14 protein-coding genes are annotated in these 22,761 nt (G+C 43.9%); 3 read left to right on the forward strand and 11 right to left on the reverse strand.

The window, feature by feature from the left end; genetic code table 11:
• Positions 1–126 precede the first annotated feature (126 nt).
• From RWY97_RS00240 to RWY97_RS00275, 8 genes are all read right to left on the reverse strand, one after another.
• On the reverse strand, positions 127–1,569 hold the full coding sequence (locus tag RWY97_RS00240) for a hypothetical protein (RefSeq protein ID WP_315564921.1): 1,443 nt from the start codon (positions 1,567–1,569) through the stop codon (positions 127–129).
• Between the two features lie 12 nt (positions 1,570–1,581).
• Positions 1,582–3,903: a TonB-dependent receptor gene (locus RWY97_RS00245; protein ID WP_242400665.1), complete on the reverse strand. Its 2,322-nt coding sequence runs from the start codon at positions 3,901–3,903 to the stop codon at positions 1,582–1,584.
• Between the two features lie 616 nt (positions 3,904–4,519).
• Positions 4,520–7,150: a S9 family peptidase gene (locus tag RWY97_RS00250; protein ID WP_315564922.1), complete on the reverse strand. Its 2,631-nt coding sequence runs from the start codon at positions 7,148–7,150 to the stop codon at positions 4,520–4,522.
• A complete protein-coding gene (locus RWY97_RS00255) occupies positions 7,147–8,478 on the reverse strand; it encodes a TlpA family protein disulfide reductase (protein WP_315564923.1) in 1,332 nt (443 codons plus the stop codon). Before RWY97_RS00255 ends, RWY97_RS00250 begins: the two co-directional genes overlap by 4 nt.
• A gap of 155 nt (positions 8,479–8,633) precedes the next feature.
• Complete coding sequence (locus tag RWY97_RS00260; protein ID WP_315564924.1) at positions 8,634–10,175, reverse strand: PKD-like family lipoprotein; 1,542 nt, start codon at positions 10,173–10,175, stop codon at positions 8,634–8,636.
• A gap of 18 nt (positions 10,176–10,193) precedes the next feature.
• Positions 10,194–11,003 carry a DUF4843 domain-containing protein gene (locus RWY97_RS00265; protein WP_315564925.1) on the reverse strand — a complete coding sequence of 270 codons (810 nt, stop codon included), beginning with the start codon at positions 11,001–11,003 and terminating at the stop codon, positions 10,194–10,196.
• A 19-nt stretch (positions 11,004–11,022) separates the two neighbouring features.
• The gene (locus RWY97_RS00270) at positions 11,023–12,390 is read right to left on the reverse strand and encodes a RagB/SusD family nutrient uptake outer membrane protein (protein WP_315564926.1); all 1,368 of its coding nucleotides are present in this window, start codon (positions 12,388–12,390) and stop codon (positions 11,023–11,025) included.
• 13 nt (positions 12,391–12,403) lie between these two features.
• Positions 12,404–15,691, reverse strand: a complete 3,288-nt coding sequence (locus RWY97_RS00275; RefSeq protein ID WP_273175380.1) for a SusC/RagA family TonB-linked outer membrane protein — start codon at positions 15,689–15,691, stop codon at positions 12,404–12,406.
• Between the two features lie 584 nt (positions 15,692–16,275).
• Here RWY97_RS00275 and RWY97_RS00280 point away from each other — a divergent pair.
• The 3 genes from RWY97_RS00280 (at position 16,276) to RWY97_RS00290 (ending at position 18,179) form a co-directional block, all read left to right on the forward strand.
• Positions 16,276–16,446 carry a hypothetical protein gene (locus RWY97_RS00280; protein WP_315564927.1) on the forward strand — a complete coding sequence of 57 codons (171 nt, stop codon included), beginning with the start codon at positions 16,276–16,278 and terminating at the stop codon, positions 16,444–16,446.
• 68 nt (positions 16,447–16,514) lie between these two features.
• The gene (locus RWY97_RS00285) at positions 16,515–17,012 is read left to right on the forward strand and encodes a sigma-70 family RNA polymerase sigma factor (RefSeq protein ID WP_021583176.1); all 498 of its coding nucleotides are present in this window, start codon (positions 16,515–16,517) and stop codon (positions 17,010–17,012) included.
• A 48-nt stretch (positions 17,013–17,060) separates the two neighbouring features.
• The gene (locus RWY97_RS00290; RefSeq protein WP_021583298.1) at positions 17,061–18,179 is read left to right on the forward strand and encodes a FecR family protein; all 1,119 of its coding nucleotides are present in this window, start codon (positions 17,061–17,063) and stop codon (positions 18,177–18,179) included.
• 59 nt (positions 18,180–18,238) lie between these two features.
• Here the strand turns inward: RWY97_RS00290 and RWY97_RS00295 are convergent, their stop codons facing one another.
• From RWY97_RS00295 to RWY97_RS00305, 3 genes are all read right to left on the reverse strand, one after another.
• On the reverse strand, positions 18,239–19,165 hold the full coding sequence (locus tag RWY97_RS00295; protein ID WP_315564928.1) for an endonuclease/exonuclease/phosphatase family protein: 927 nt from the start codon (positions 19,163–19,165) through the stop codon (positions 18,239–18,241).
• Between the two features lie 64 nt (positions 19,166–19,229).
• Positions 19,230–21,152, reverse strand: coding sequence for a heavy metal translocating P-type ATPase (locus tag RWY97_RS00300; RefSeq protein WP_315564929.1), 1,923 nt, complete (start codon positions 21,150–21,152; stop codon positions 19,230–19,232).
• A 118-nt stretch (positions 21,153–21,270) separates the two neighbouring features.
• The gene (locus tag RWY97_RS00305; RefSeq protein ID WP_315564987.1) at positions 21,271–22,662 is read right to left on the reverse strand and encodes an MATE family efflux transporter; all 1,392 of its coding nucleotides are present in this window, start codon (positions 22,660–22,662) and stop codon (positions 21,271–21,273) included.
• Positions 22,663–22,761: the final 99 nt, after the last annotated feature.

Raw genomic sequence — 22,761 nt, forward strand, 5'->3', positions numbered from 1 at the left:
GTATCAATCTCCATCCCTAAGGGAAGGCTGTTATTACCCCTAAGGGTAGACCATCGTTTACCCCTGGGGATGGCAGTCGTTTACCCTAAGGGTAGACCATTGTCATCCCTAAGGGGAGAATGTGCGCTACATCAATACGATATTCCTTCTATACTGCCGGAAGAAGCTGCCAGGGGCAGATAACATCTGCCATAGTTGGTCTTTATTCACATTGGGATAAAAGCGCTTTACATCTCGGTAACACTTCTCCGCTCCATCTTTGGCATTGGCTATCACCCGAACAGGTATAGGATAATCGATGTCAAAACTGTCCCAACCGGGTTGTATCTGGTTGAAATCCCACAGATAACCGTTTTCGCTGTTATTAGTATTGCAATATTTAGCCGGTTTCTCGGGTTCGCCTACGTGTTGCTGACCTTTATTGAGGATATGGCAGATCTTCACTTGCAATTGGAAAGCCAAGTCGGCCTTATGAAACTGCAACAGTCCCTTAAAACCAAGACGATCTCTTTCCGTTCCTTTATCAAGACTTCGATTCTGCCGTAAGAAGCCTACGGTCTCGCCATAGCGTTGGCGTGGTGCATCGGTATCAGGGTCGATAAAGTCGTCATTATAAGAGTCTACGAACAACTTGCCCAACTCTTCTTCCACGGGATCAGTATCGCGATACTCGTAGGTGAATATCTCGGGTGTTATCTTGTTCAATTTCATTAAGTCGATTGTTCTATAAAGGCGATAAGTTTTACCGTCTTTGGCTGTATAAGGCAGCAGAGCCTCGGGCTTTCCCGAGAGCTCGATAGACTTCCAGGCCAGTTCCGTATCGTAAACCACCTTGTTCTGCCCCAAGGTAAAGCCTTCGGGAGCAAAGATATTGGATGCCGAGAATTTCGTTGCCGGTTCAGGGTTTCCACCTTTCTCCCTGAACGTGTACCTATCATAATAAGTAGGCCTCTCATCCAATGAGCGCGGATAAGCCAACTGCATACTCTTCTGCCCACTACCCGTATCTTTTGCTTCTTTATTAAGCGATGAGTTGCCGATGCCGAAGAAATGCTGGTGCACCAAAAGCGTAGAGTTGTTCTCATCAGGAACGTTTACCCCATCTTTGTCTTTCATAAAAGGATAGCCCGAGAACTGATGGTTGATAAGCATTCCGTTCTGATCATAATACTTCAATTCTAAGCCGTAATAGATGTCATCAGATGCCACCACATCGAAATGATCGCGCTCCGTTGTTACCGTCATTTGTCCGTCATCGTCTTTGGCTATGTCTATTTCCTGCATAATGGGGATGGAAGTGGTGTCGCCTATTACGTGGTAGGTGTTGTAGGCCAGAACCGAATCCGTTCCGTTAGGACCTACACCAATAAGTCCGCCCTTATATCCCATCCTCAAAATGGCATGAACGGCATAAATCTGATCGTGCCCTTTCACGTCACGCTCAATAGAAGAAGCCGGAGCCTTAATGAACTTTTTGAAAAAGTCGTCTACCTGATCATTCGTACAGTTTGAAAACAACATCGCTGCACAGGAAATGAGTCCTATAAATTTGGTATATATCGATTTCATTTTTCTGTGTGTTTAGAATTTAAATAATGTTCTGACAGAGTAGTTCGCACCTCGTTCGTGGGCATAGTACCTGAAACGGTCGGTATACTCTTTATATAAAGCGTTAAGAATATTCTCACCGACTATCATAAACTTCACCTCTCTATGCTGCGGCAACTTGATGCTGAATTCTGCCGTACCATTGAGCAGGAAATAAGGATCGGGAGAGTCGGGCACGAGATCTTTATCCGGATCGAAACGTGTCTGCTTGGTGACATAAATGCTCGATAGTGAAACCGAAGCAGCGTATTTCTTGTCCTGCTTGAACGACAGGTTGTAAGTACCCGACAGTCCATACCTGTCTGAGGGCATAAAGGGCAGCCAGTCGTTGCGCGTGATATTGCGAGCAAACATCCATTCGCCCTTACCCACAAAGGTAAGTCCTTTGATGGGCGTAACCGTAGCTTCGATATCGCCACCATAGAGCTTCACGTCATCCTGATCGTAGATAAACTTAGGATACTTGCCACTGGGATGATTATGGAACCTGTCCTTACCCGTACCAATATGGTCGTAAATATAGCTGTTGATACGTTGGAAGAATGCACTCGGCTCTATGGACAGCCATGTGTTGCGGTATCTGGCACCAATCACCGACTTATAGCCTCGTTCGCTTGCCAGATGTCTGTTGCCTACCACCCAATAAGAGCCGTCTTGCAAACCAATGGCATACAGCTCGTTAATATCGGGCGGACGCCACGACCATCCGATATTGGCACGCATATCCCAGTTATCGTTAAACTGATAGTGCGCGGCAAAACTGGAAGTGAAATTGCTATACAGCTTGAAGTCGTCGTAATAGGTATAATTGCTCAAACTGGTATAACCATTGACCGACATCACTCGGAAATCGTAGCGCATTCCCAGTGCGCATTGCAGCTTGCCGAACTGTGCCTTATGCAGGAAGTAACCGCCCATAGACAGCGCCGCAAAGTTGGGCACGAAAGCTGGCTGTTTCGTTCCAGGATAGTTATAGTTGGTTTGATAAGTGTTGGATATGCCGGCATCCGTAGACATATTCCATAATTTCCATTTGGCGTGCCACAACGCATCGAACTTATATGTTTTCAATATTAAGTCCTGCACGGGTATCCAACTCCACTGCGTCTTCTTACGATTCTCAAATTCCTGTCGCAGGTTCTCCTGAAACGATACCGTTATATCGAGCTTATGATTCTCGTTGATATCCCATTTTACCTCACCTTTCAGCGTTACGTGTTGTGACTGCTGAAACGGTGGTTTGATCGTATACGAAAAAGGGAAGAACGTATCAGGATCTGGCCGACCATACTCAAAACGTTTAATCAACTGGTCTAAATCGGAAATCTTGCTGGCATAATAGATACCGCTACGCTGGTAATACAAACTGGTAAAGAGTGTAGCCGTAATCTTCTTACCCTGCCAACCTCCCATTGCAGACAGACTAATCGTGTTATAACCTGTATTATTGAGCAAATATTCGGCTGTACGATAATCGCCACCTTTGGTGTACATACCGTGCAGCCGTAGCCCGAACTGCTTATATCCTGCTTCAATACTACCGCTACCGCTTCCGCCGCGTGCATTAGTATCATAGCCCATATTCACACTGCCGTTTACTTTCACTTTCTTGGGTCCGTAAGGCAACGGAGCGTCATTCAGCAAAACGACACCTCCCATTGCACCGAAACCGTAACGGATGCACTCAGCACCTTTCACGACTTCCACCATACTCGACCCAGTATAATCCAACTCAGGTGCGTGGTCGGCCCCCCAGCTCTGACTTTCTAAACGCACACCATTATTCATCAACAAAATTCTGCTGCTGTGCATACCCTGTATAACGGGTTTTGCAATCGTGTTACCCGTACTGATGGAGCTGACCCCCGGTACCGTCTCCAACATTTTGGCGAGCGATGTAGCGCCACCTTTCTCAAGTACGTCGGAACTGATCATTGCAGACTGTTGTAATACCGTTGTGTGATGTTTCTGTGCCGTCACAACAACATCCCCTAACGTTTTGGTATCATCGCGCATCTGTAAAGTCACTATCTTACCCGAGATTATCGGCAAACTTCTTGACATCTTTTTATACCCGATATAAGAAACATCCACCTTAACCCTGTTCACCACACTTTTAAATCGAATGACGCATTTGCCGTCAGTATCCGTAACAGCCGGATTGACAGCACCATCACAGCGAACAATCGCCCCGACAATAGGCTCTTGCGAACGTTCACTGAGAACAAGAAAGGTGACTTGCATTCCATCATCTTTATTTATCGTAAGATGATCATTGCTAATTGTTGCCGACATCGGAAAGATGTGAATAAACATCAATAACAAGATCAGTAAATACTCTTTCAGTCGTAAGTGTCTATTCCATAAGACACCTTCCGATTGCAAACTCATTATAAACATAAATCCATATTATTATAATTATAAAAACATTCACTCCTAACTCTATAAAAAGGTCACAAGTAAATTAAATCTGTAAACTTTTTTCGGTGCAAAGGTCTAAATTCTCAACAAAATGAGCAATACTCAAAAATAGGTAAATTTTCAGATATTTTTAACAACGAATAATTCTGCTTCATAATATTATTGGCAACAAGCATTTTGAAGCATCTTCGTAAATCGATGATTTACTGATAACTAAACCTTAAAACATATTGCGTGAATCTGAACACAGCCCCTCCCCATATCTATTGATAAGAAGTCCCATAGTAGTGGGGCAGCACTATACGACTTGCCGGGCAGCTCTATACGACTTCTTATTTAACACAAACAGAGCCATAAAAACAACAGAGCAAAACGAACAGCATACAAGATTAACGATTTTGCTGTTTATTTTGCTCTTTTTCTTTCAGATTTCAACGTATTTTATTCTTCAACAGCTAACAAAGAGAAGAAAAAGTTAAACATTAAAATATTATTTGCCGCCTGATAGACTCTTTTCCGTTTCTTTCAGCGATACAACCCGTTTCTCCATATACGGGCATCCATTCTCGATCCACGAAGGTGCCGTTTCTCCTTTCAGATAAGTTGAGAAAAACTGTATAAATCTCCTTGTCTGATCCTTTTCATTATCAATCTCTCCGATAGTATGTCCCTCATTAGGATAGGCCAGCAGAATACAAGGCTTGCGGAGCCTTCGCATCGTGAGGTATAATTCGAGTCCTTGACGCCAATCCACGGCCTTATCTTCCATTCCAAAAGACATCAACAACGGTCGATTGATTTTGTCGGCAAAAAAGACAGGAGAATTCTGACGGTAATGTTCGGGAATTTCCCACCACGGTTGGCGCAGACGAGCCTGTCCCGTCTCAAAAAGTTCTTGATTAGACTTACCATTTTCCCAATACACACTGTTGTACATACTAATCATATTCGTCAGCGGCGCTCCAGCGATGCAAGCAGCAAATAAGGACGTACGGGCTGCTAAATAAACGGCTTGATAGGCTCCCCAACTGTGCCCGATGATTCCGATACGCGTAGGGTCTATATCCCGACAGAGGGATTCTACACTTCTGACAGCGTTGGTCACACAAGCGACAGCCGATTCGCCGGGATGGTTTCTCTCATAAGTAACGTCCGGTAAGAAAACAAAATAGCCCTGCAATATATAATTCATCGAGTTATAGGCATCGCGTGAAGACGGATAGACAAAACAGTCAAGTTGTTGCGACAGTTTTTCGTAAAGTTTCACCACCATCGGATATTTGCGCCCGGGCTGATAATTCGCAGGAAAGAACAGCGCCCCCTGCAACTTATTCCCACGGTTATCGGTATAAGAGACCAACACACTTTTCTCTATTTTGGGTTGATTACAATTCTTAAACGTCGTTGCTAAAACACGTTTCACCTTGCAATTGTCCGACGCATAATAAAGAATCGGCGGGGCAGTATTGTCTTCTTGTGCAAAAAGACAGCTTTTCTTCTTAGCGTCCCAAATCAAACGAGAATACATATTCCGACCGTAAAGCAGGCGAATATGGTTTCCGTTAGTCGAATATCTGTAAATGCCGATTTCTCCACTGTCACTCTTTCCAATCAATAACTGACTGCCATTCCATACAAATGGTTCTTTGCCCATCTTCCTAAACCGAATTCCGGCCTCCCTACCATGAGTTAGTCGTTTATATTTCAACGCAGGAAGCGTAACACTCCAAATATCGTATTCATCATAAAACAGAAATTCCCTGTCGCCATTGACAATCCCCAAACTTCCCCACGAAGGAACGGCATCAATGGCTCCGTCGTATGTTTTATCGGTAAGCGGTCTGTTTGCTCCTAAGGAAACGCTTACCGTCTGTCCTGTGGCAACATCCGTTATCCTCCACAAACTGTCCCGGAAATAATAAACATACTTACCTCCGACAGAGAACCGAGGATACAATACGGTACTGTCTAATATCTGCCGAATAGCTCCCGTACGAGTATTTTTGAGAAAGACATCGCGTACCGGCTCACGGAAATGCGGCCGATATTTCCTGTCATCGGAACAGAGAACGTAAGTTCCATCAGCAGACGCTGCGAGTACACCCGTCATCGTCGAATCTTCTATCAGCATCCATTCATTTTCGGCAGGTCTCCACGCACACAACCGACTTTGAGCAATATTCTCGTAATATCGATCTTTCTGTCGGGACATTATCTCCTGATCTTTCCAATGCCATATTTCTACTTTGTTTTCAGCTTCGGTCATTGTTCCCCGCTTACGGGAAAGACCAAAGAACAGAACTTTCCCATCTGACGACCATACAGGCGTATATCCGAGACTGATCTCCATTTCTGGCGGCAACAGCTGTTTTATCGTTTCGGACAACACTTTCAATCGTTTTCGGACAGGTTCCCAGATAACAACGTCTGCCTCCGGTTTCGACTTCATCAAGAGGATACCATACGGCGTCCATTTGAGCTTCGTATATCGACCTTTCGGAATGTCGGGAAAGGTTGTCCGGAAATCTGTCAGGTCAGCAATCTCTATCTGCGACAGGCGATCAGATTCGGGTGCATCCATTGCATAAACTAAGTATCTGTCATCAGGACTGAACGCGTATTCGCCGATTCCGACAAACGATTTACTTCGTCCGGAAGCAAGCTCACGCAACGTGATGCTCAATGCCTGGCTCCCACTCGATGAGAGCACAATGAATCTGCCGTTAGGTGAGAAAGAGAAACGCTCTATCCCCGTAAAAACCTTCTCGCATCCGGTAGCAAGTTCGACGAGCTTAATCTGATAAGAAAGTGTACTCTCTCCCGATGTCTGCGGCACAGGAACAGAGAAAGCAATCCACTTTCCGTCTTTGGAGAATTCGGGTATCGATGCCGACGCATACTTATAAATTTTCGTTCCTTTCGTACTCCGAATAAACAGCGAGTCGACATTATCTCCATACTGCAATCTCCAAAAGGCCCAGTTGCCATCGGAAGACAAATCGTAACCCAACAATTTGTTCCAATACTCAAACTCGTGAAACTCGATATTTTTATCGGTTGTTGCACCGTTACTCACGAAAATGAGTAACAGAAAGATTTGCAGGAAAAACGCTCGTTTCATTTCTTTTTCAATAAGCTCGTCAACATTTCAGCCAATCGTGCATCAGAGGGGCGGGCTGCATTGGGGGCCACCCAGTTACCGTCGGGATCTATCAACAGAAAACGAGGAACAGAGCCTAAATCCATCTCTTTGGGCAACACGGTCCAATCACCGGCCCACAATTGTACGCCTCCTAATCGTCTGTCTTTGACAAATCGCTTCCAAATCGCGTTGTTCTTATCAATCGAGATACTGACAAAGACGATATTATCGTCGGCGAATCTCTTTTCAAGTTGCTTGAGGTGCGGAATCTCAGCCTTGCACGGAGCACACCACGTAGCCCAAATGTCTACGTAGACATACTTGCCGCGAAACTCAGACAGCGAGCGCAGCCGGCCGACAGAATCGGGATAAATCAGATTGGGCGCAGGACTCCCGGGCACCAGTTCAGACAACGGACGCGGCACATCGTTGCGTAATCTGCCGCGATTATCAGCCGACAGACGAGGCAGATACGTGTCCTCAAACTTACGATAGTCGGCATAGTCGGTGTTGGGCACCCGACTCAGAATGTATTCCTCGCGAAGGGCTTTGTTATCGATTTCTCCTAATTGCTGCTCAAGCGTGAAGGATTGCTGTCTGTAAACATACGTCTGCTTATAATCAAAATAGGCTTTCATCAGTGCAATACCATAAGGCTGCAAGAGCAGTCGGCCCATTGTTTCGGGGAAACGGGGCATTATCATTTGGAAGTAAGTCGACTTTTGTTCGTCCGAGTCATATACCTGCTGATTTTTGCTGATATAAGTAACGAAGCGATAGAACAGATCCGTTTGGATAATGCTCTTGATCTGTGCAGCAAAAGGGTTATTCGTCTTTTGCAGCTGACCGATCAACAGATCTGCCTCCGTCTTTACCGAATCGAAAACAGCAAAAAAGGCGGCATAATCTTGCGTCTTCCCCTGCGGTAAACGACTCTCGATGCGATTCCAGCGCTGCAAGACCTCATTCTCGGGATTTCCCGGATCAGAGAACGAGAATTTGCCGGCACGCCAGCCAACCTTTACGGTATTTCCCGCGTGCAAGAAGATTCTGAAATAGCGGCTTCCGTCGTACAGATAGAAAAACTGCGGCGACAACGGATCGGTAACGAAGCCGAATGTTCCACCGGGCGAAACTGTTGTAACGGCATAATTGGCAGGTCGTCCACGATCTGCCGTGACAAGGCTCACCTGCCGCGGAAGATTCTCGCCTTCCACCCGGCACAGAATCTGTGCAAAAGATTGGGCAGCAAGATTCGTTACGCCCAAGAAAGATAAAATAACCAACAAAATGGTGTTTTGTTTCATATGTTCGTATTTAATGTGAGTTAAACGAAGAACCTCTTCGGAACAACTGCCGAAATCGCAACGGAGTTACGACAATCAGAGCAACGGAGTTACGACAATTACCGCTACGGAACAGCGATGAACACCGCTGTTCTGATGCCGTAAATGCTGATATTTCAATAGCAAACGAAAACATCTCCAAAATAGGGACTCATATAGAGAATCTGCTTGGGATTGCCCGTTCCTTCATAAACGATGGGCGCGTTTTTCACCTTGTTGGCAACAGTCTCAAACAGATAAAGTTTATAAGTATTATCCTTGTTCGTAACAATGGCTAAGCGATCGACATTCTCCTTGACGTTGGGGTCTTGGTAGTCCTGATAGTCGAACACCACGTGTTTCATCATCGTGATATGCTCGCTGACAGGAACGGCCGGCTGTCCGTCTTCACGCTTCACCTCATATTCCAGTGCGTTAGCCAGGTCATAGCAATAGAGCTTATCATTTACACCGAAATACATCATCTCGAACTTGCGATTCTGAGCAAAACAGTTTGCTTTGTTCATCATCAATGCGGCATCTAATCGTGTGATTTTGGTGATGCCATTGGTCAGGAATGACGGTTCATAATATACGAGACTCTTACCGTCGATATATACAATGACGTGCGACCCGTCGGCCTGTTTTCTAAGCACAGCATATATCTTTCCGCCTTCCCACATTCCCTCGTCTAAGAATCCGAAATAAACAGGCTCGTAACCGGTGAAATCGTTCTTATAGAGAGAGTTTTCTTCGTCTTTGAGAATAATGACATTATCGGGCGTTTTAAACGATGTACAGAATCGGCCGAGTTTCAAATCGAAGAGTAACGGCGACATCGTGGCATTCTTGGTAAAGACACTGCTGATAGCATTTCCGCCGTCCTTAGGATAGGCAAACTTAGAGAGTCCCAGTTCGCCGTTACGCTCGGTATAGGTATACAGGGCACCGTCGTTAACGAAGCCGTTCTCCTCAGATCCTGAGAACCACAAACTGGGGTTGCAGTTGGGCGCAGTCTCGAAGAACAGATCCTTGAATCCGGCCAACCGCTTCATATCTGAGATTCGGATAACAGACAGGTCCTTACTCGTCAATACGGTAAAGCACTTATTGTGGTCGGACAGTTCGCCCGTTTCCTGATTCAGCCAGGTATATTTGGTAAAGCCCAGGTATCGCGGCGTACCGCTGAGCGGCTGACCGGTGACTTTGGCCAAAACATTCGCCGTCTTTTTACTACCGATAAAAAGATCGAGATCAGTGGAGCCGTCGATCTCTTTCAAGACATACCAGCCACGTGAAAAGCCCGATTGTACGACGAGACTGCTATAAGTATACTTCGTTACTCGCGTCTGTTTATGTCGGCAGGCAAAAATCAATCGATAGGATGAGAGCGGGAGATTCATCTTATACGACAAGTGTTTCTGGGTAGACAGCGTATCAATCTTCTTCCGCAGATTATCTTTATCATAACACATCCACATATAATCGTACTCAGCATCGGTGATATTCTCTGAAAGGCGGGGCGTGATGTCGAGCATTTCAGAGAGGTTGCAGATATAAACACTGTCTATTCCACTGATCTCGATCGGGCGAGGGTCGGTATAATCGTAGCTGCCTTTGTCTTCAAAACAGGCGGCCAACAGCGGCAGTATCAAGAAAAAATAAATTATTCGTTTCATCGTTACAGTTTTTAATCATTAGGGGAACACTACATTCTTTCCATTCTCATCTTTGAGCGGCGGATTATTCTTGGGATCTGCATTATAGGCATTCAAGGCTTTTTTGATTTTGGTCAGGAAATAGTCTCGGAGGGGTCTGTCGTTCGATTCGCGGATATAATACTTAATGAACTCATCATCCCATTTCCGTCCGGTCACATTGATCATAAAGCGATGCTTTACCTCAGACCAATCACCGAGGTAAAGATTACAGAAGTAATTCTTGTTCGACCATAAACGCGGCTTCTCCAACTTGTCAGACAGCGTAATCTTTTTTAACCCGTATCGCGGTGAGGGAATCGTGAAATCGCCATTAGGCAGCAAACGCAGGTACAGCTCGCGAGCATTTTTCTGTAAATCGGTATCTTCTCGCTTGACAATCACGCGCACCGTAATACCATTGGCATTGGCAGGAACGGTCAATGTCCCGTCGTGTGCGTCAAGAATCTCGAAATGTTTTCCCTGCTCTGCGGGATAATCCATATCGACATACGACGAATCGATGATCTTATTGGCATCATCCTCTGCATATTTATATTTCCATTTTTTCTTTACCTGCTCATAATGTACAGTGCGTGGATGATTCGTGACCTCACCGATCGTCATCAATTTGATTTTAAGCGTATCTGCCCGTTTCTCATTCGAATAATAGGCAAACGTATATACGTCGTCGGCATTGTCTACAAAACGAATCATATTGTCGCCGTTATATGAACCAAGATCTGTCGAACAGCTTAGTAAAATCGACAACGGCAAGAACAGTATTGCCGATAAATCTATTCTTTTCATACTCAACCTCCTTTGTTTACTAGTATTTGATTTCTGTTTTGGGTATAGGCAAGACATATACGCTTTTTGTCCCTTCCTTATTCGTCCATAAGATATTCCGGTCTCCCCGACGCTTATATTGGAAGAACTGCTGTCCCTCACCATAAAACTCTTTATTATATTCGGTCGCAACAAAAGCCTTCTTGTCTTCCTGTGTCTCGACATTCACTTGTTGCGACACATTCCGGGCTTTCAGCAATTCATTTACCCAAGGTTTGTACTCATCAGGTGCATCGCTACACTCGATAGCTATCAAATACATCTCGTATAAGCGAATCAACGGAATCTGTTCAGCAGAAGATTTCAGTATATCATCGTCTTGTTTGTATTTCATCAGAACAAACCGGGTGCGCGAAGTTTCTGTCACTTGCTTCCACAGCGTATTGATCCTTACATCGGTGACATCCGAGGCAAACAGCTCTTTCTTAACATAACGCTCGGGCATATAAACACCGGCAGAACGATAGATAAAAAGCTCTGTCAATTCTTTCAAATTATAGACGTGCAGTGAAAACAGATGTTCCTTACTTGCAATATAATCTTTACTTTGAACAATATCATCTTTCTGACAGAGCGAACGCCAATGTCCATTAATGACCTGTAAAGCATATTGCTTAGCTTTCGTATAATCTTGTATCCACAGATAAAACCGCGCTTTAAGTGCAAGCACTGCCCAATAATTCATCCGATTTTGTCGGTAGTTGAAAAAATTGTCGTGGTGGCTCTTAGTATCTATCCCTTTCAGAAGAGTTTCAGCTTCGTCTAAATCCTGCTTTAACAATGTAATATATTCATCCCAATTACTGACAGGGAGATTTTCTTTGGACACAACTCTCGCATAAGTCAACATCTTTTTCCCATCTTGCATACCGGGAATAGGACCGAAAAGTCGCAGAAGGTCAAAGTGACAGAATGCCCGTAAACCCAACGCCTCACCTTTAATCAAATTGCGCTTGTCACCCTGCAATACACCATTATCCACGAAACGGAGTAGATTATTGGCATTCAATATCACATTATACAATCCAGCATAGACCTCTTTGACAGACACCTCTACCGCAGCATTTTCATAGTCATAATTGCTGTAAAATCCTGTAATTTCGGTACTGTTAGCAACCCAATGTTGAGCCATATACTCTAACATTCCCATTGTTAGTCGCTCTCCGTAGAGCTGTTTCGACTTCATATTAATATAGATACCGGTAAGCGCATTTTCGAATCCTGTCTCGGTAGTATACACTTCGCTTTCTTCTTCATTACTGGAAGGTTTCACATCCAACCAATTGTCACAAGAGCACAGCAAAATAGTGCAAGCGCAGATAACAATATTATAAATGGCCTTTTTCATAAATTCTGAAATATTAAAATACGACTGAAAGAGAGAAAGAATAACGATGGGAGAATGGATACATCAAACCACGCTCCTGTTTGACAGAGGATATCCGAAAGAGATTATCCGTACTAAAAGATACGGACATATTCCGAATATCCAATCGAGAGATCCATTTCCGAGGGAAATCGTATCTGAGTTGCATATTCTGGCACTCTAACAGATTCTCGCGCTGAACGAATCTCGATGACATCTGTGTCTGGCTTCGATCACGAATATCCTTAAAGAAAGTATGATCGCCGGGGCGTTTCCAGCGTCCTTCATAAACACGCCTATCAACATTATAACGTAAATCGGCATTTTCCACACGATCTACAAGCGTAGAGTTATAAATATCGCCTCCCATTCGGTAACCAAACGACAGAGTGAGCGTCAAACTCTTATAATTGAACATCGTATTGATATTACCTCGCAACTTCGGGTCTTCCACGCCACACGCCACACGATCAGCCGCATTCCATTTATATGTGGCATTTCCGAAACGGTCGCGATAGAGTTCTTTTCCGGTACTGGGGTCGATACCATATGACGGAACGACATAGATAGTGCGTAAGGCCTCGCCCTCGCGATATAAGAAATTAGGATTCGATCCGCCTCGCATCTCCAATTCTTTATTGGCTTCTTTCAACGCATCGGAGATGCGGAGGATACGGTTCGTCTCGTGTATCATACTGAATGACAAGGTCCAATTGACATTCTTCCCGCGTAACAGATAAGCCATTGCCGATAGTTCGAATCCCTGATTACGCACCTTCCCTACATTAGCCGTGTAACTTGGGAAACCATTTGCCAATGGGAGATTCATTTCCGACAAAAGATTATCGGTCGTATTGCGGTAAATATCGGCCGTAAGCTTGAACTTACCGTCAAGAATACCAGCCTCGAAACCCAAATTCCACTTGTAAGTACGCTGCCATTCCAAATCTTTGTTTGCAATACCCATCAGATGCGTACCGAACCAATAGCGGTATCTGTCATCCATATAATATTGATAAGTCGACAAAGCTTGATAAGGATTAAAATTCACAGCTCCCGTCACAGCATATGAACCTCGTACTTTCAAACGATCAAGCCAGACTAAATTACGCAGGAATTTCTCACGATTAATATTCCATCCTAAACCAAAAGAATAAAACGGAGCAAAACGTTTGTTCTTACCGAACTGCGAGGCACCATCTAAGCGATAGGCCAAGTCGGCAAAATAGCGGTTATCGTAAATATAATTCACATTGCCTGTCAAACCGATACGGCGATTGAGTAAATCCGTACCGACAGGCTTCCCTTTCTCTTCATATTGGAGAGCCATTGACAACTGTTTGAATTTCGATTGTGGAAAACCTTCCATCACGAACGTGTATAATTCCGATTGCTGTTGTGCCAAATTATAGTTGAGTCCAGCAAATAATGTGTGCTTATCTCCGAATCGATGTGAATAGTTCAACGTAATATCCAAATCATAACTCAAATCACTTCCTGTAGAATACCGGTACTGTCCTTTCCTGAATATCTTATCCTCTGAATAGTCCTTAAAATCTGTATGACCGGCAGGTTTGAAAACATCCCTCGAATTGAATCGTTTAGAGATACCGAACCGAGACCGAATGACAAAATCCTCCCACGGACGCCATTCAAGATTGAAATTATTAAAAATGACCGTATTCCTCTGCCTATTTACTACATCGAGAGTCGCATTATACATCGGATTCTCAGGAGCAGGATTGAAGAAGTTTTCATTTTTAGACTCAAACTCCCGGCGCATTTTACCAAACTTATCTCGCTCTGTCCAATAAGGATTCAAATAGACATAATTCCTGAAAGAACCATAAGGCGACTCGTCAGCTACCGTATTTCCTATTTCTAAATTATTGGTGAACAAGAGATTCTTGTGTTCATACACCAGATTAATGGCCCCATTGAAAGTCTTACGTTGAGATCCTTTCATCACTCCCTTCACATCATTGTATTGCAAAGAAACTGCATATCTGAAACCGTCGGCATTACCTCCTTCAATCCGAAAATTATGTCGGTGTCCAGCCCCTATCTGTACCGGTTTTGACAACCAATAAGTATCTACGCCTCTTTCTACTTCTTCGAGCATTGTATTGTATCTTTCGCGCAAACTCATATCCACGTTGGCAAATCCACTATTGTATAAACCAGCTTCAAGTTCCAATTGCAATTTCTCGCGAGCATTCAATACATTGTAGCCTGTCAAATCAGGAGTTTCGAGATTGAGACCTCCCCTATAAGACAAACGCAGCCTGCCGATTTCCGGACGCTTAGATTCGATGACAACGACTCCATTAGCACCACGCGAGCCATAAATGGCTGTAGCCGAACCGTCTTTAAGAATCGTTACAGAATTGATATCTTCGTCATTCAAATCTCGCATACGAGCCAGTGATATTTCTACGCCATCCAAAATAATTAGTGGTGTGTTCAAGTCTACACGAGTCTCATTCTTTAAATCTTCCACGGTCGGTAAACTCGATGTTCCCCTGATCTGCACCGTAGCCAGATGATTAGGGTCTCCGCCGAAATTATTATTCTCCAAAACGTTGAACGTAGGATCGATATTTTTCAACGTAGAAATGATATCACGCCCTTTGAACGATTTCAGTTGTTCATTGTTTATCGTTGCCACAGAACCAGTAAAACTCTCACGGCTCTTGCGGAAAATACCCGTCACCACAACATTATCAAGCGACTTGGTCGTGGATATTAGGAAAATTCTACCGTCGGATGATGCATCCACGATCTCTGTCTTCATACCCAAATATGACACCTGCAACTGCCGACCCACAGGTGACACATCAAATCGGTAATTACCATCAATATCAGTAACACCCCCTATCTTGGTACCTATGATTTTGACCGTTGCACCAATAATAGGTTCACCGTCTTCTTTTGACAGTACACATCCTTTAATAATCCTTGTAGAACCTTGTTTCCGTGATTCCTTTTTCCGAATCACATTCACCGTTTGTCCATCAATATCATATGTTAACGGTGTCTCTTTCAGAACGTAGTCCATTACCTGTCTGAACGACGCTTTCTGTACACGACCGTCTACTTTATAAACGGCAACATCATCATAAGCAAACAGAAACTTATAGGCGGTCAGTTTTTCAAGACGCTTGAACACCGATGGCAACTGCTCGTTATGGAACGTAATGGTCAGTAGCTCGTCCTGTGCAGCATTTAGTGGTAATACGATCAGACCCAATATCAAAAAGAGAGTCAGGCGGAATACTTTCATAACGCACGATGGTTTTAGAGTTATTATTACAGATTCAGAGGTATCTTCCTCCTATATTTGATACATACAAACAAAAAAAAAGTTACGGAAAATGCAAAAAAATTATTGCTGTTCGATAAAAAATATATCCGAACAATAACATACGCGTCATTCCGGAGAGAATAAAAAACTCGTCATAAGTCATACAGACCTTAAAACAAATTTTAATAAAGCAGTCTCACAAACAGAAAGAACCTCAACTCTGAATACAACTCAACCTCATTTCCCCAACCTTCATAACGACTTTATTCTACATCATAAATACGCCAATTCGGGATAAGAAAGTAACCGAAAAGCGACTCTATCATTTATCTGCAAATGGAAAGAGAAGAGCTTTTTGTGAGAAAGCGGCTCAATTCATCGAAAATAAAGAAAAAGAAATCTTCTCAAGACGACAAGGAAGCGTTAATAAATAAGATATATTCTCTCTTTCCATTGGGAAGTGCAAATAAACAAAAATAAATTTCTTCTTTCCATTTAGAAAGTGTAAATATATTTAAATTTATTTGCTGTTTCCGATGGAATTAGAAGAAAAACAAAGATTTATGAACAATTCCAAGTGGAAACAGAGAAAAAAAGTATTTCTCGACAGGTTTCCGCAGATTGAGAATCGAAAAACGGAAAAGTTTATTCCGCCGGCAGAAAAACAACTTTCTTATCCCGAACAGGCGTATAAATATTGCCGCTTCGTAGAAGGTATAAAAGAGGATGGATAATAAATCTTAAACGAACAAGGCTTTTTTTCTTTTTTATTTATCTTTGTCTTTCATAAAGTAGAGTGTGTATGGATGGACACATTGATTTCGAACAAATATTCAAAACATATTATACGCAGTTATATTGCTTTGCCCGACAGATAATCAACGACGAACAAGAATGCCACGATATCGTAAGCGAAGCTTATGAAGACGTGTGGCGCAACATTGCATCGATCAGGAAAGAGACGGCTAAGGCATATCTCTATACCTGCGTGAGAAACAAAAGCATTAATCGCCTTAGACATAACAACACGCATCGGCAATATATTGAATATTGCAAAAAAATGACTGCTCCCTACACCAACAGTGATGATCTGAATGAAAGACTGGAAAAAGAACGGCTCATCAACGAAGTTGTAGAAACGATGCAACCTCCTATCGGCGATGTGCTGCGGGCTTGCTTCATAGACAGGAAAAAATATTATGAAATTGCAAAAGAAATGGGAATCAGCCTGAGTCTTGTGAAAAAGTATATGACAAAAGCTATCGCCATCATCAGAGAAAACATACAAAAAAAGACTTAAATCCGTAACCTTATAAAGTGTAATGTGTAGTATTTATATATTGAGAAAATGAAGAAAGACTGTCATACATTATCAGATGAGGAAACTCAGAATAAAGCTATAGAAATGTTCGAGAATATTTCCGAGATCAGTGATGAAGAGATTGAACACATCGACTCCAATCCTAAATTACTCGAAATATACAGAGATCTGTTTTCTGTTAAAAAAGTAATGTTCCAAAGCGGAACTTCTTTAAACGTACAAGCACGTTATGATGCATTCGTTCGTAACCACCACCTATATACACGCATCAGAAAGAGAGCAGTCATATTAGGATTGTCTGTCGCATCTGCTGCGGCTATCATTATCATAGTATTGACACTCCATTTCAAAAACCGAACCTTTCCTTCTGGTTATGGCCAGTCACAAATAACATTTCTGGCTGATAAAACAGCCAAACCCATTACAATCAGCGGGAAAACAATACAGACTGTCAAAGTGGGAAAAGAAACGAATAACAGAACTTTAGATGTAGCATCGCTCACTTCCAACATTGCCGACGTATTCACCGTGACAGTTCCGAAAGGAGACGTTTATACGATTGTGCTCACTGATGGTACAAAAGTGTATTTACACCCTGACAGTCGCCTCAGATTTCCTACTGATTTTTCACGAAGCGAACGGACTGTGGAACTTATAGGAGAGGCCTATTTCGAGGTGACACACGATGCAAGTCGCCCATTCAAAGTTAAAGCACAAGGCATCACCACTACAGTCCTTGGCACCGAATTTAATATATGTGCCTACCAAGGATGTTATCCCTATGTAACATTAGTTTCAGGAAGTGTGAAAGTAAGCAGTACTCGAAAGACGATTATTATAAAACCCGGAGAACAAAGCGCTTTAACCGATAATGGGAATTTGAAAGTGTCTAAGGTTGATACCGATTCTTATACATATTGGCGCGACGGTTTCTTCTACTACGACAACGTTTCCTTGGAAGAGATTATGTTACACTTAGGCCGAACATACAATATGTCTGTTGAGTTTCTGTCTCCTCAAACAAAAGATTACAAAATACATTTTGTTGCCAAACGATCGGAAAAGATTGATGACATAATACGAATTCTCAATAAAATAAACCGCGTTCATATTGTCCGCAAAGAAAATCTCTTAATAATAGAATAATAATATTTCTCTAAATAGCTGCTATCTCTGACAAAATTTCTTTAATCTATCCCATCAGCTTACTTCTTCATCGGCGCAAATTCTATTTTTACCAGTACGGGATAATGGTCCGACGGAATGCGGCGAATAAACCTGCCGAACTTGATTTCCTTCGGCGCCTGATTACTGCGCAACATCTGTTTATCTGTGCTCTCTGCCCAATAGCTATTGGTAAGAATGCCATAATGCCGTACTTTAAACCTCGGCGAAAGAAAGATATGGTCAATACGACTGTCTGTTTTCAAATCAGGTTTGAAGTCATTAAATGTTCCGTTCTCTGCAAAACGCTGTTCAGCACTTATATATGCATCTTTAAGGATGCCTGAATCAGAGAGAATACGATAAGTCTCATCGGTTTGATCAACATTGAAATCACCAGTAAGAATGACGGGAATCCGATTTCCTGCCATCTCTTGAATCTTTCTGATAACAAGCTTTGTCGCCTCTCTACGGGCCACGACTCCTACGTGATCCATATGAAGATTGAAGAAATAAAACTGTCGTTTCGTCTGCTTATCTTTGAATTTACCCCAAGTACAAATACGTATACAAGCCGCATCCCAACCTAATTTGGGTTTGTCGGGTGTTTCATTGAGCCAGAAGTTTCCGCTGTTAAGCAGTTCGATATTATCTTTCTTGTAAAAAATAGCAGAATGTTCGCCTGCCTCTTTGCCATCTTCACGCCCTATGCCGATATAGGCATACCCTTGGAGCAAGCGCATCATATCACGCAATTGGTGTATCAACGCTTCTTGTGTTCCGAAAATATCAGGCTGTTCAAAGTTGATCATATCACAGATAACAGGACATCGACGCACCCATCCGTTACCTGCCTGTACGTCGCCAGGGTTATCATAGCGGATATTATAAGTTCCTACAAGAAGTTTTTGTGCATAAAGAACTGTCGCAACAAACAGAAACAAGAATAGAAACAGTTGTCTTTTCATATCAATTCAAAAAGATAGAATATTATTCTGCAAAGGTAATACTTATTTATTTCAGACGACTCCGTCACTGAGTTAATTTCAGTCGCAGACTGTTGAGTACCACGCTGACGCTGGAAAAGGCCATTAATGCACTCGCCCACATCGGCGTTATTTGGAAATTGATACCGAAAATGTATAATACTCCGGCAGCCAGTGGAATACAAACAATGTTGTAAACGAACGCCCAGAAAAGGTTTTCGTAAATCATCCACACAGTCTTTCGGCTCAATCGAATGGCCGAGGGAATCTTACGGAGGTCGTCGCTCATCAACGTCACCTGCGCCACATCCATTGCCACATCGGTGCCCCGCCCCATCGCAATACTCACATCGGCCAAAGCCAGGGCTTGGGTGTCGTTGATGCCGTCACCGACCATCGCTACTCGTTTACCCGACTGCTGCAAACGACGCACTAGATTTTCTTTATCCTGTGGCAAAACTTTGCTCTGATAATACCTAATTCCGGCTTTCTCAGCCCAGTAACGAGCTGCTTCCTCTTTATCGCCACTCATCATATATACTTCCACGCCGTGTGATTGCAGATCGGCCATCGCCTCACGAGCATTGGGTTTGAGTATCTCACGTACTTCAAATGGCAAACCATCGGCTTTTGTAAAATCAATATTCCGGTTGGGAATGGTGAGCGTTCCCGTTTTATCGATGACCATTGCATTAATCGCTCGCAGACTTTCAAGAGCCGTTGCGTCTTTAATCAGAATATTATTCTGCGCCGCCTTACCGATACCCACCATCAAAGCTGTAGGCGTGGCCAGCCCCATTGCACAAGGACAAGCGATGACCAATACCGCAACAGCCGACAGAACGGCTTGCGGAAGAGCTACACTGCCACCGAAGATCCACCACAACAAAAACGTGAGCAGAGCTATACCAGCCACTGTGGGCACGAAGACGAACGCCACTCGATCTACGACTCGCTGCACGGGAGCTTTCGATCCTTGGGCCTCTTGTACCATCCTGATGATATGGGCCAACGCCGTATTCTCTCCGATCTGCTTGGCACGGAAACGAAATTTACCTTGCGAAACGATTGTTCCGGCCAGCACCTGCGATCCGCTCTGCTTCAATGCAGGCGTAGGCTCGCCCGTTATCATACTTTCATCCACATAAGCTCCGTCGGCAAGCATAAAACTTTCGGCCCAAGTTACGGTGCCATCTACCGGAACTTTTTCGCCGGCCCGCACTTCAAGCAAATCTCCCAAGGCGATGGTCGACAACGGAACCTCTTCCGTTTCATTGCCGCTGACGATATGGGCCGTCTTCGGCGATAGTCCCATCAGCTGCCGAATACTACTCGCCGTACCGTTTTTGGCTTTCTCTTCAAGTAGTCTTCCCGTGAGCACGAAGGTAATGATCATTACCGAAGCATCGAAATACGTGTGCCACTCAATTCCCCGACTACCCCAAACCGATGCCCCCAAGAATATGTTGAATGTGCTGGACACGAAAGCAATACCCGTAGACAGCGCTACGAGCGTATCCATATTAGCTGCCCCGTGACGCAGTTGTCGCCAAGCAACGACATAAAACTCTCGCCCACAATACAGCAGATTGGCCAGCGCAAGGAGCAGAACGACTTGGTTAGCCACATCTTTCGAACCAACGTCGAGCCATCCCATCGAGATCGACACACACAACGTAGCAAACAACCAAGACAACATTGTCTTACGGAAAAGTTGGCGATACTCGCGGCGTTCAATCTCCACAACCGACCGGTCAGTCTCAATCACAAGATCATAACCTATTCCGTTGATCTCACTCTTCATCTTTTCGAGTGAGATTCGGGCCGGATCATATTCTACCAAAGCGCTACGTCCAGGCAAGCTAACAGCTGCCGAATCCACGCCTGGCAGCGACCTGAGTTTCCGTTCCACATTGGCAGAACACGAAGCGCACGCCATTCCTACAACAGGTATTGTCTTTTTTTCCATTGTTCACACCTTTCGATTATTACAAAAATAAATAAAAAAGCGAAATATTCATGCCTTTTCATCGAAAAATAATACTTATTTAACGTGAATTCAATGCAAACTCTTTTCGCAGAATAAGTCATTTATTCTTCCCTTGCTCACAATCAGTCAAGGGAGTTTTCTTTTTCCGCTCCTCATTTGTCATCTCTCTGAACACCGACAACACAATAGGCAGCGTGAGAATCGTGGCACAGATGTCGCTCATCGGCTGCGACATCTCCACACCAGCGAGGCCGAAGAAACGAGGAAAGATGATGACAAAAGGAATGAAAAACAGTCCGCTGCGCGCCGCTGCAAGCAAGTTGGCCCGCCACGGTTTACGAATGGTTTGCAGAAGCATATTACCCAGCATAATCAGTCCGCATAAAGGCAGCGTCGAGAGCTGCCAACGCAGGGCATCGCAACCGATATCAATCACATCGGAATCACGCCGGAAGAGATCAATAATGCCGTCAGAGAAAATCCAGCTCAATACCGAACACGCCGCAAGAAATATTGTGCTGAACTTCACGCTGAACCAAAATCCCTCTCTGACACGTGCATAGAGCTGTGCACCATAGCAAAAACCGCAAAACGGCTGGAAGCCTTGTCCAAAGCCGATAACCGTCGCCATCACCATCATTGTAAATCTACTGACAATCGACATTGCTGCAATGGCCGCGTCACCGTAGACACCTGCCCCAACATTGAGCATCACCGTAGCTAACGATGTCAGACCCTGGCGCAACAGAGAGGGTGTTCCTCCGGCTATAATCTCGCGTAGATAGATCGGCGACCACGAGAAGTTGCACCACCGGATACGAATACTTCCGCCGCGATGCGTCATCCGAAGCAAGATCAAAAAGCTCGAAATCTGTCCGATTACAGTAGCAAGTGCGGCCCCACTCACACCCATTCCAAAACCAAAAATAAACACCGGATCGAGTACTACATTGAGAACGGCTCCCGCTACAATACCACGCATTGCATAATTGGCATTTCCCTGGAATCGCATCTGATTATTAAGCGTAAGCGAACTCGTCACAAACGGTGCACCAAACAATACAATTCCCATATATTTCTCAGTATAAGGAAGAATGGTCGGCGTACTTCCGAGCATCACCGACAACGGAGACAGCAGCGCTTCACCCACAACCAAGATCACGATTCCCGTCAAAAGAGCATAAAAGAAAGCTGTGGCGGCCATCACTTCGGCATTCCGATAACGCTTCGCTCCTAATTCGCGGGAGATGTAATTGCCTGATCCGTTACCGAAAAAGAAACTGAAAGCCTGAATGAAAAACATCACAGAGAAGACGATCCCCACAGCAGCCGTAGACTGGGTATCGATCTTTCCCACGAAAAAAGTATCTGCCACGTTATACAAACTGATGACAAGCATACTGATAATGGTAGGCACTGCCATCGTGCCGATTACCCGATGAATAGGCCCCTGAGTAAGAAACGTATAATTATCTCGCTCTATTTTCATTCTCATCTTTCGCCAATTAAGAAATCTTTGCATTCTTTTATAAGTTGCAAAGATAACGATTAAAAGAGTATGAAATATGGAAACGAATCAATTTAATGG

The organism is Hoylesella pleuritidis, from assembly GCF_963541955.1.
Classification (GTDB): Bacteria; Bacteroidota; Bacteroidia; order Bacteroidales; family Bacteroidaceae; genus Prevotella; species Prevotella pleuritidis.

Bases quoted from the DNA above. Each gene is read 5' to 3' on its own strand.
- RWY97_RS00240 (WP_315564921.1), bottom strand. From the start codon at position 1,569: ATGAAATCGATATATACCAAATTTATAGGACTCATTTCCTGTGCAGCG.
- RWY97_RS00245 (WP_242400665.1), bottom strand. From the start codon at position 3,903: ATGTCGGCAACAATTAGCAATGATCATCTTACGATAAATAAAGATGAT.
- RWY97_RS00250 (WP_315564922.1), bottom strand. From the start codon at position 7,150: ATGAAACGAGCGTTTTTCCTGCAAATCTTTCTGTTACTCATTTTCGTG.
- RWY97_RS00255 (WP_315564923.1), bottom strand. From the start codon at position 8,478: ATGAAACAAAACACCATTTTGTTGGTTATTTTATCTTTCTTGGGCGTA.
- RWY97_RS00260 (WP_315564924.1), bottom strand. From the start codon at position 10,175: ATGAAACGAATAATTTATTTTTTCTTGATACTGCCGCTGTTGGCCGCC.
- RWY97_RS00265 (WP_315564925.1), bottom strand. From the start codon at position 11,003: ATGAAAAGAATAGATTTATCGGCAATACTGTTCTTGCCGTTGTCGATT.
- RWY97_RS00270 (WP_315564926.1), bottom strand. From the start codon at position 12,390: ATGAAAAAGGCCATTTATAATATTGTTATCTGCGCTTGCACTATTTTG.
- RWY97_RS00275 (WP_273175380.1), bottom strand. From the start codon at position 15,691: ATGAAAGTATTCCGCCTGACTCTCTTTTTGATATTGGGTCTGATCGTA.
- RWY97_RS00280 (WP_315564927.1), top strand. From the start codon at position 16,276: ATGAACAATTCCAAGTGGAAACAGAGAAAAAAAGTATTTCTCGACAGG.
- RWY97_RS00285 (WP_021583176.1), top strand. From the start codon at position 16,515: ATGGATGGACACATTGATTTCGAACAAATATTCAAAACATATTATACG.
- RWY97_RS00290 (WP_021583298.1), top strand. From the start codon at position 17,061: ATGAAGAAAGACTGTCATACATTATCAGATGAGGAAACTCAGAATAAA.
- RWY97_RS00295 (WP_315564928.1), bottom strand. From the start codon at position 19,165: ATGAAAAGACAACTGTTTCTATTCTTGTTTCTGTTTGTTGCGACAGTT.
- RWY97_RS00300 (WP_315564929.1), bottom strand. From the start codon at position 21,152: ATGGAAAAAAAGACAATACCTGTTGTAGGAATGGCGTGCGCTTCGTGT.
- RWY97_RS00305 (WP_315564987.1), bottom strand. From the start codon at position 22,662: ATGAAAATAGAGCGAGATAATTATACGTTTCTTACTCAGGGGCCTATT.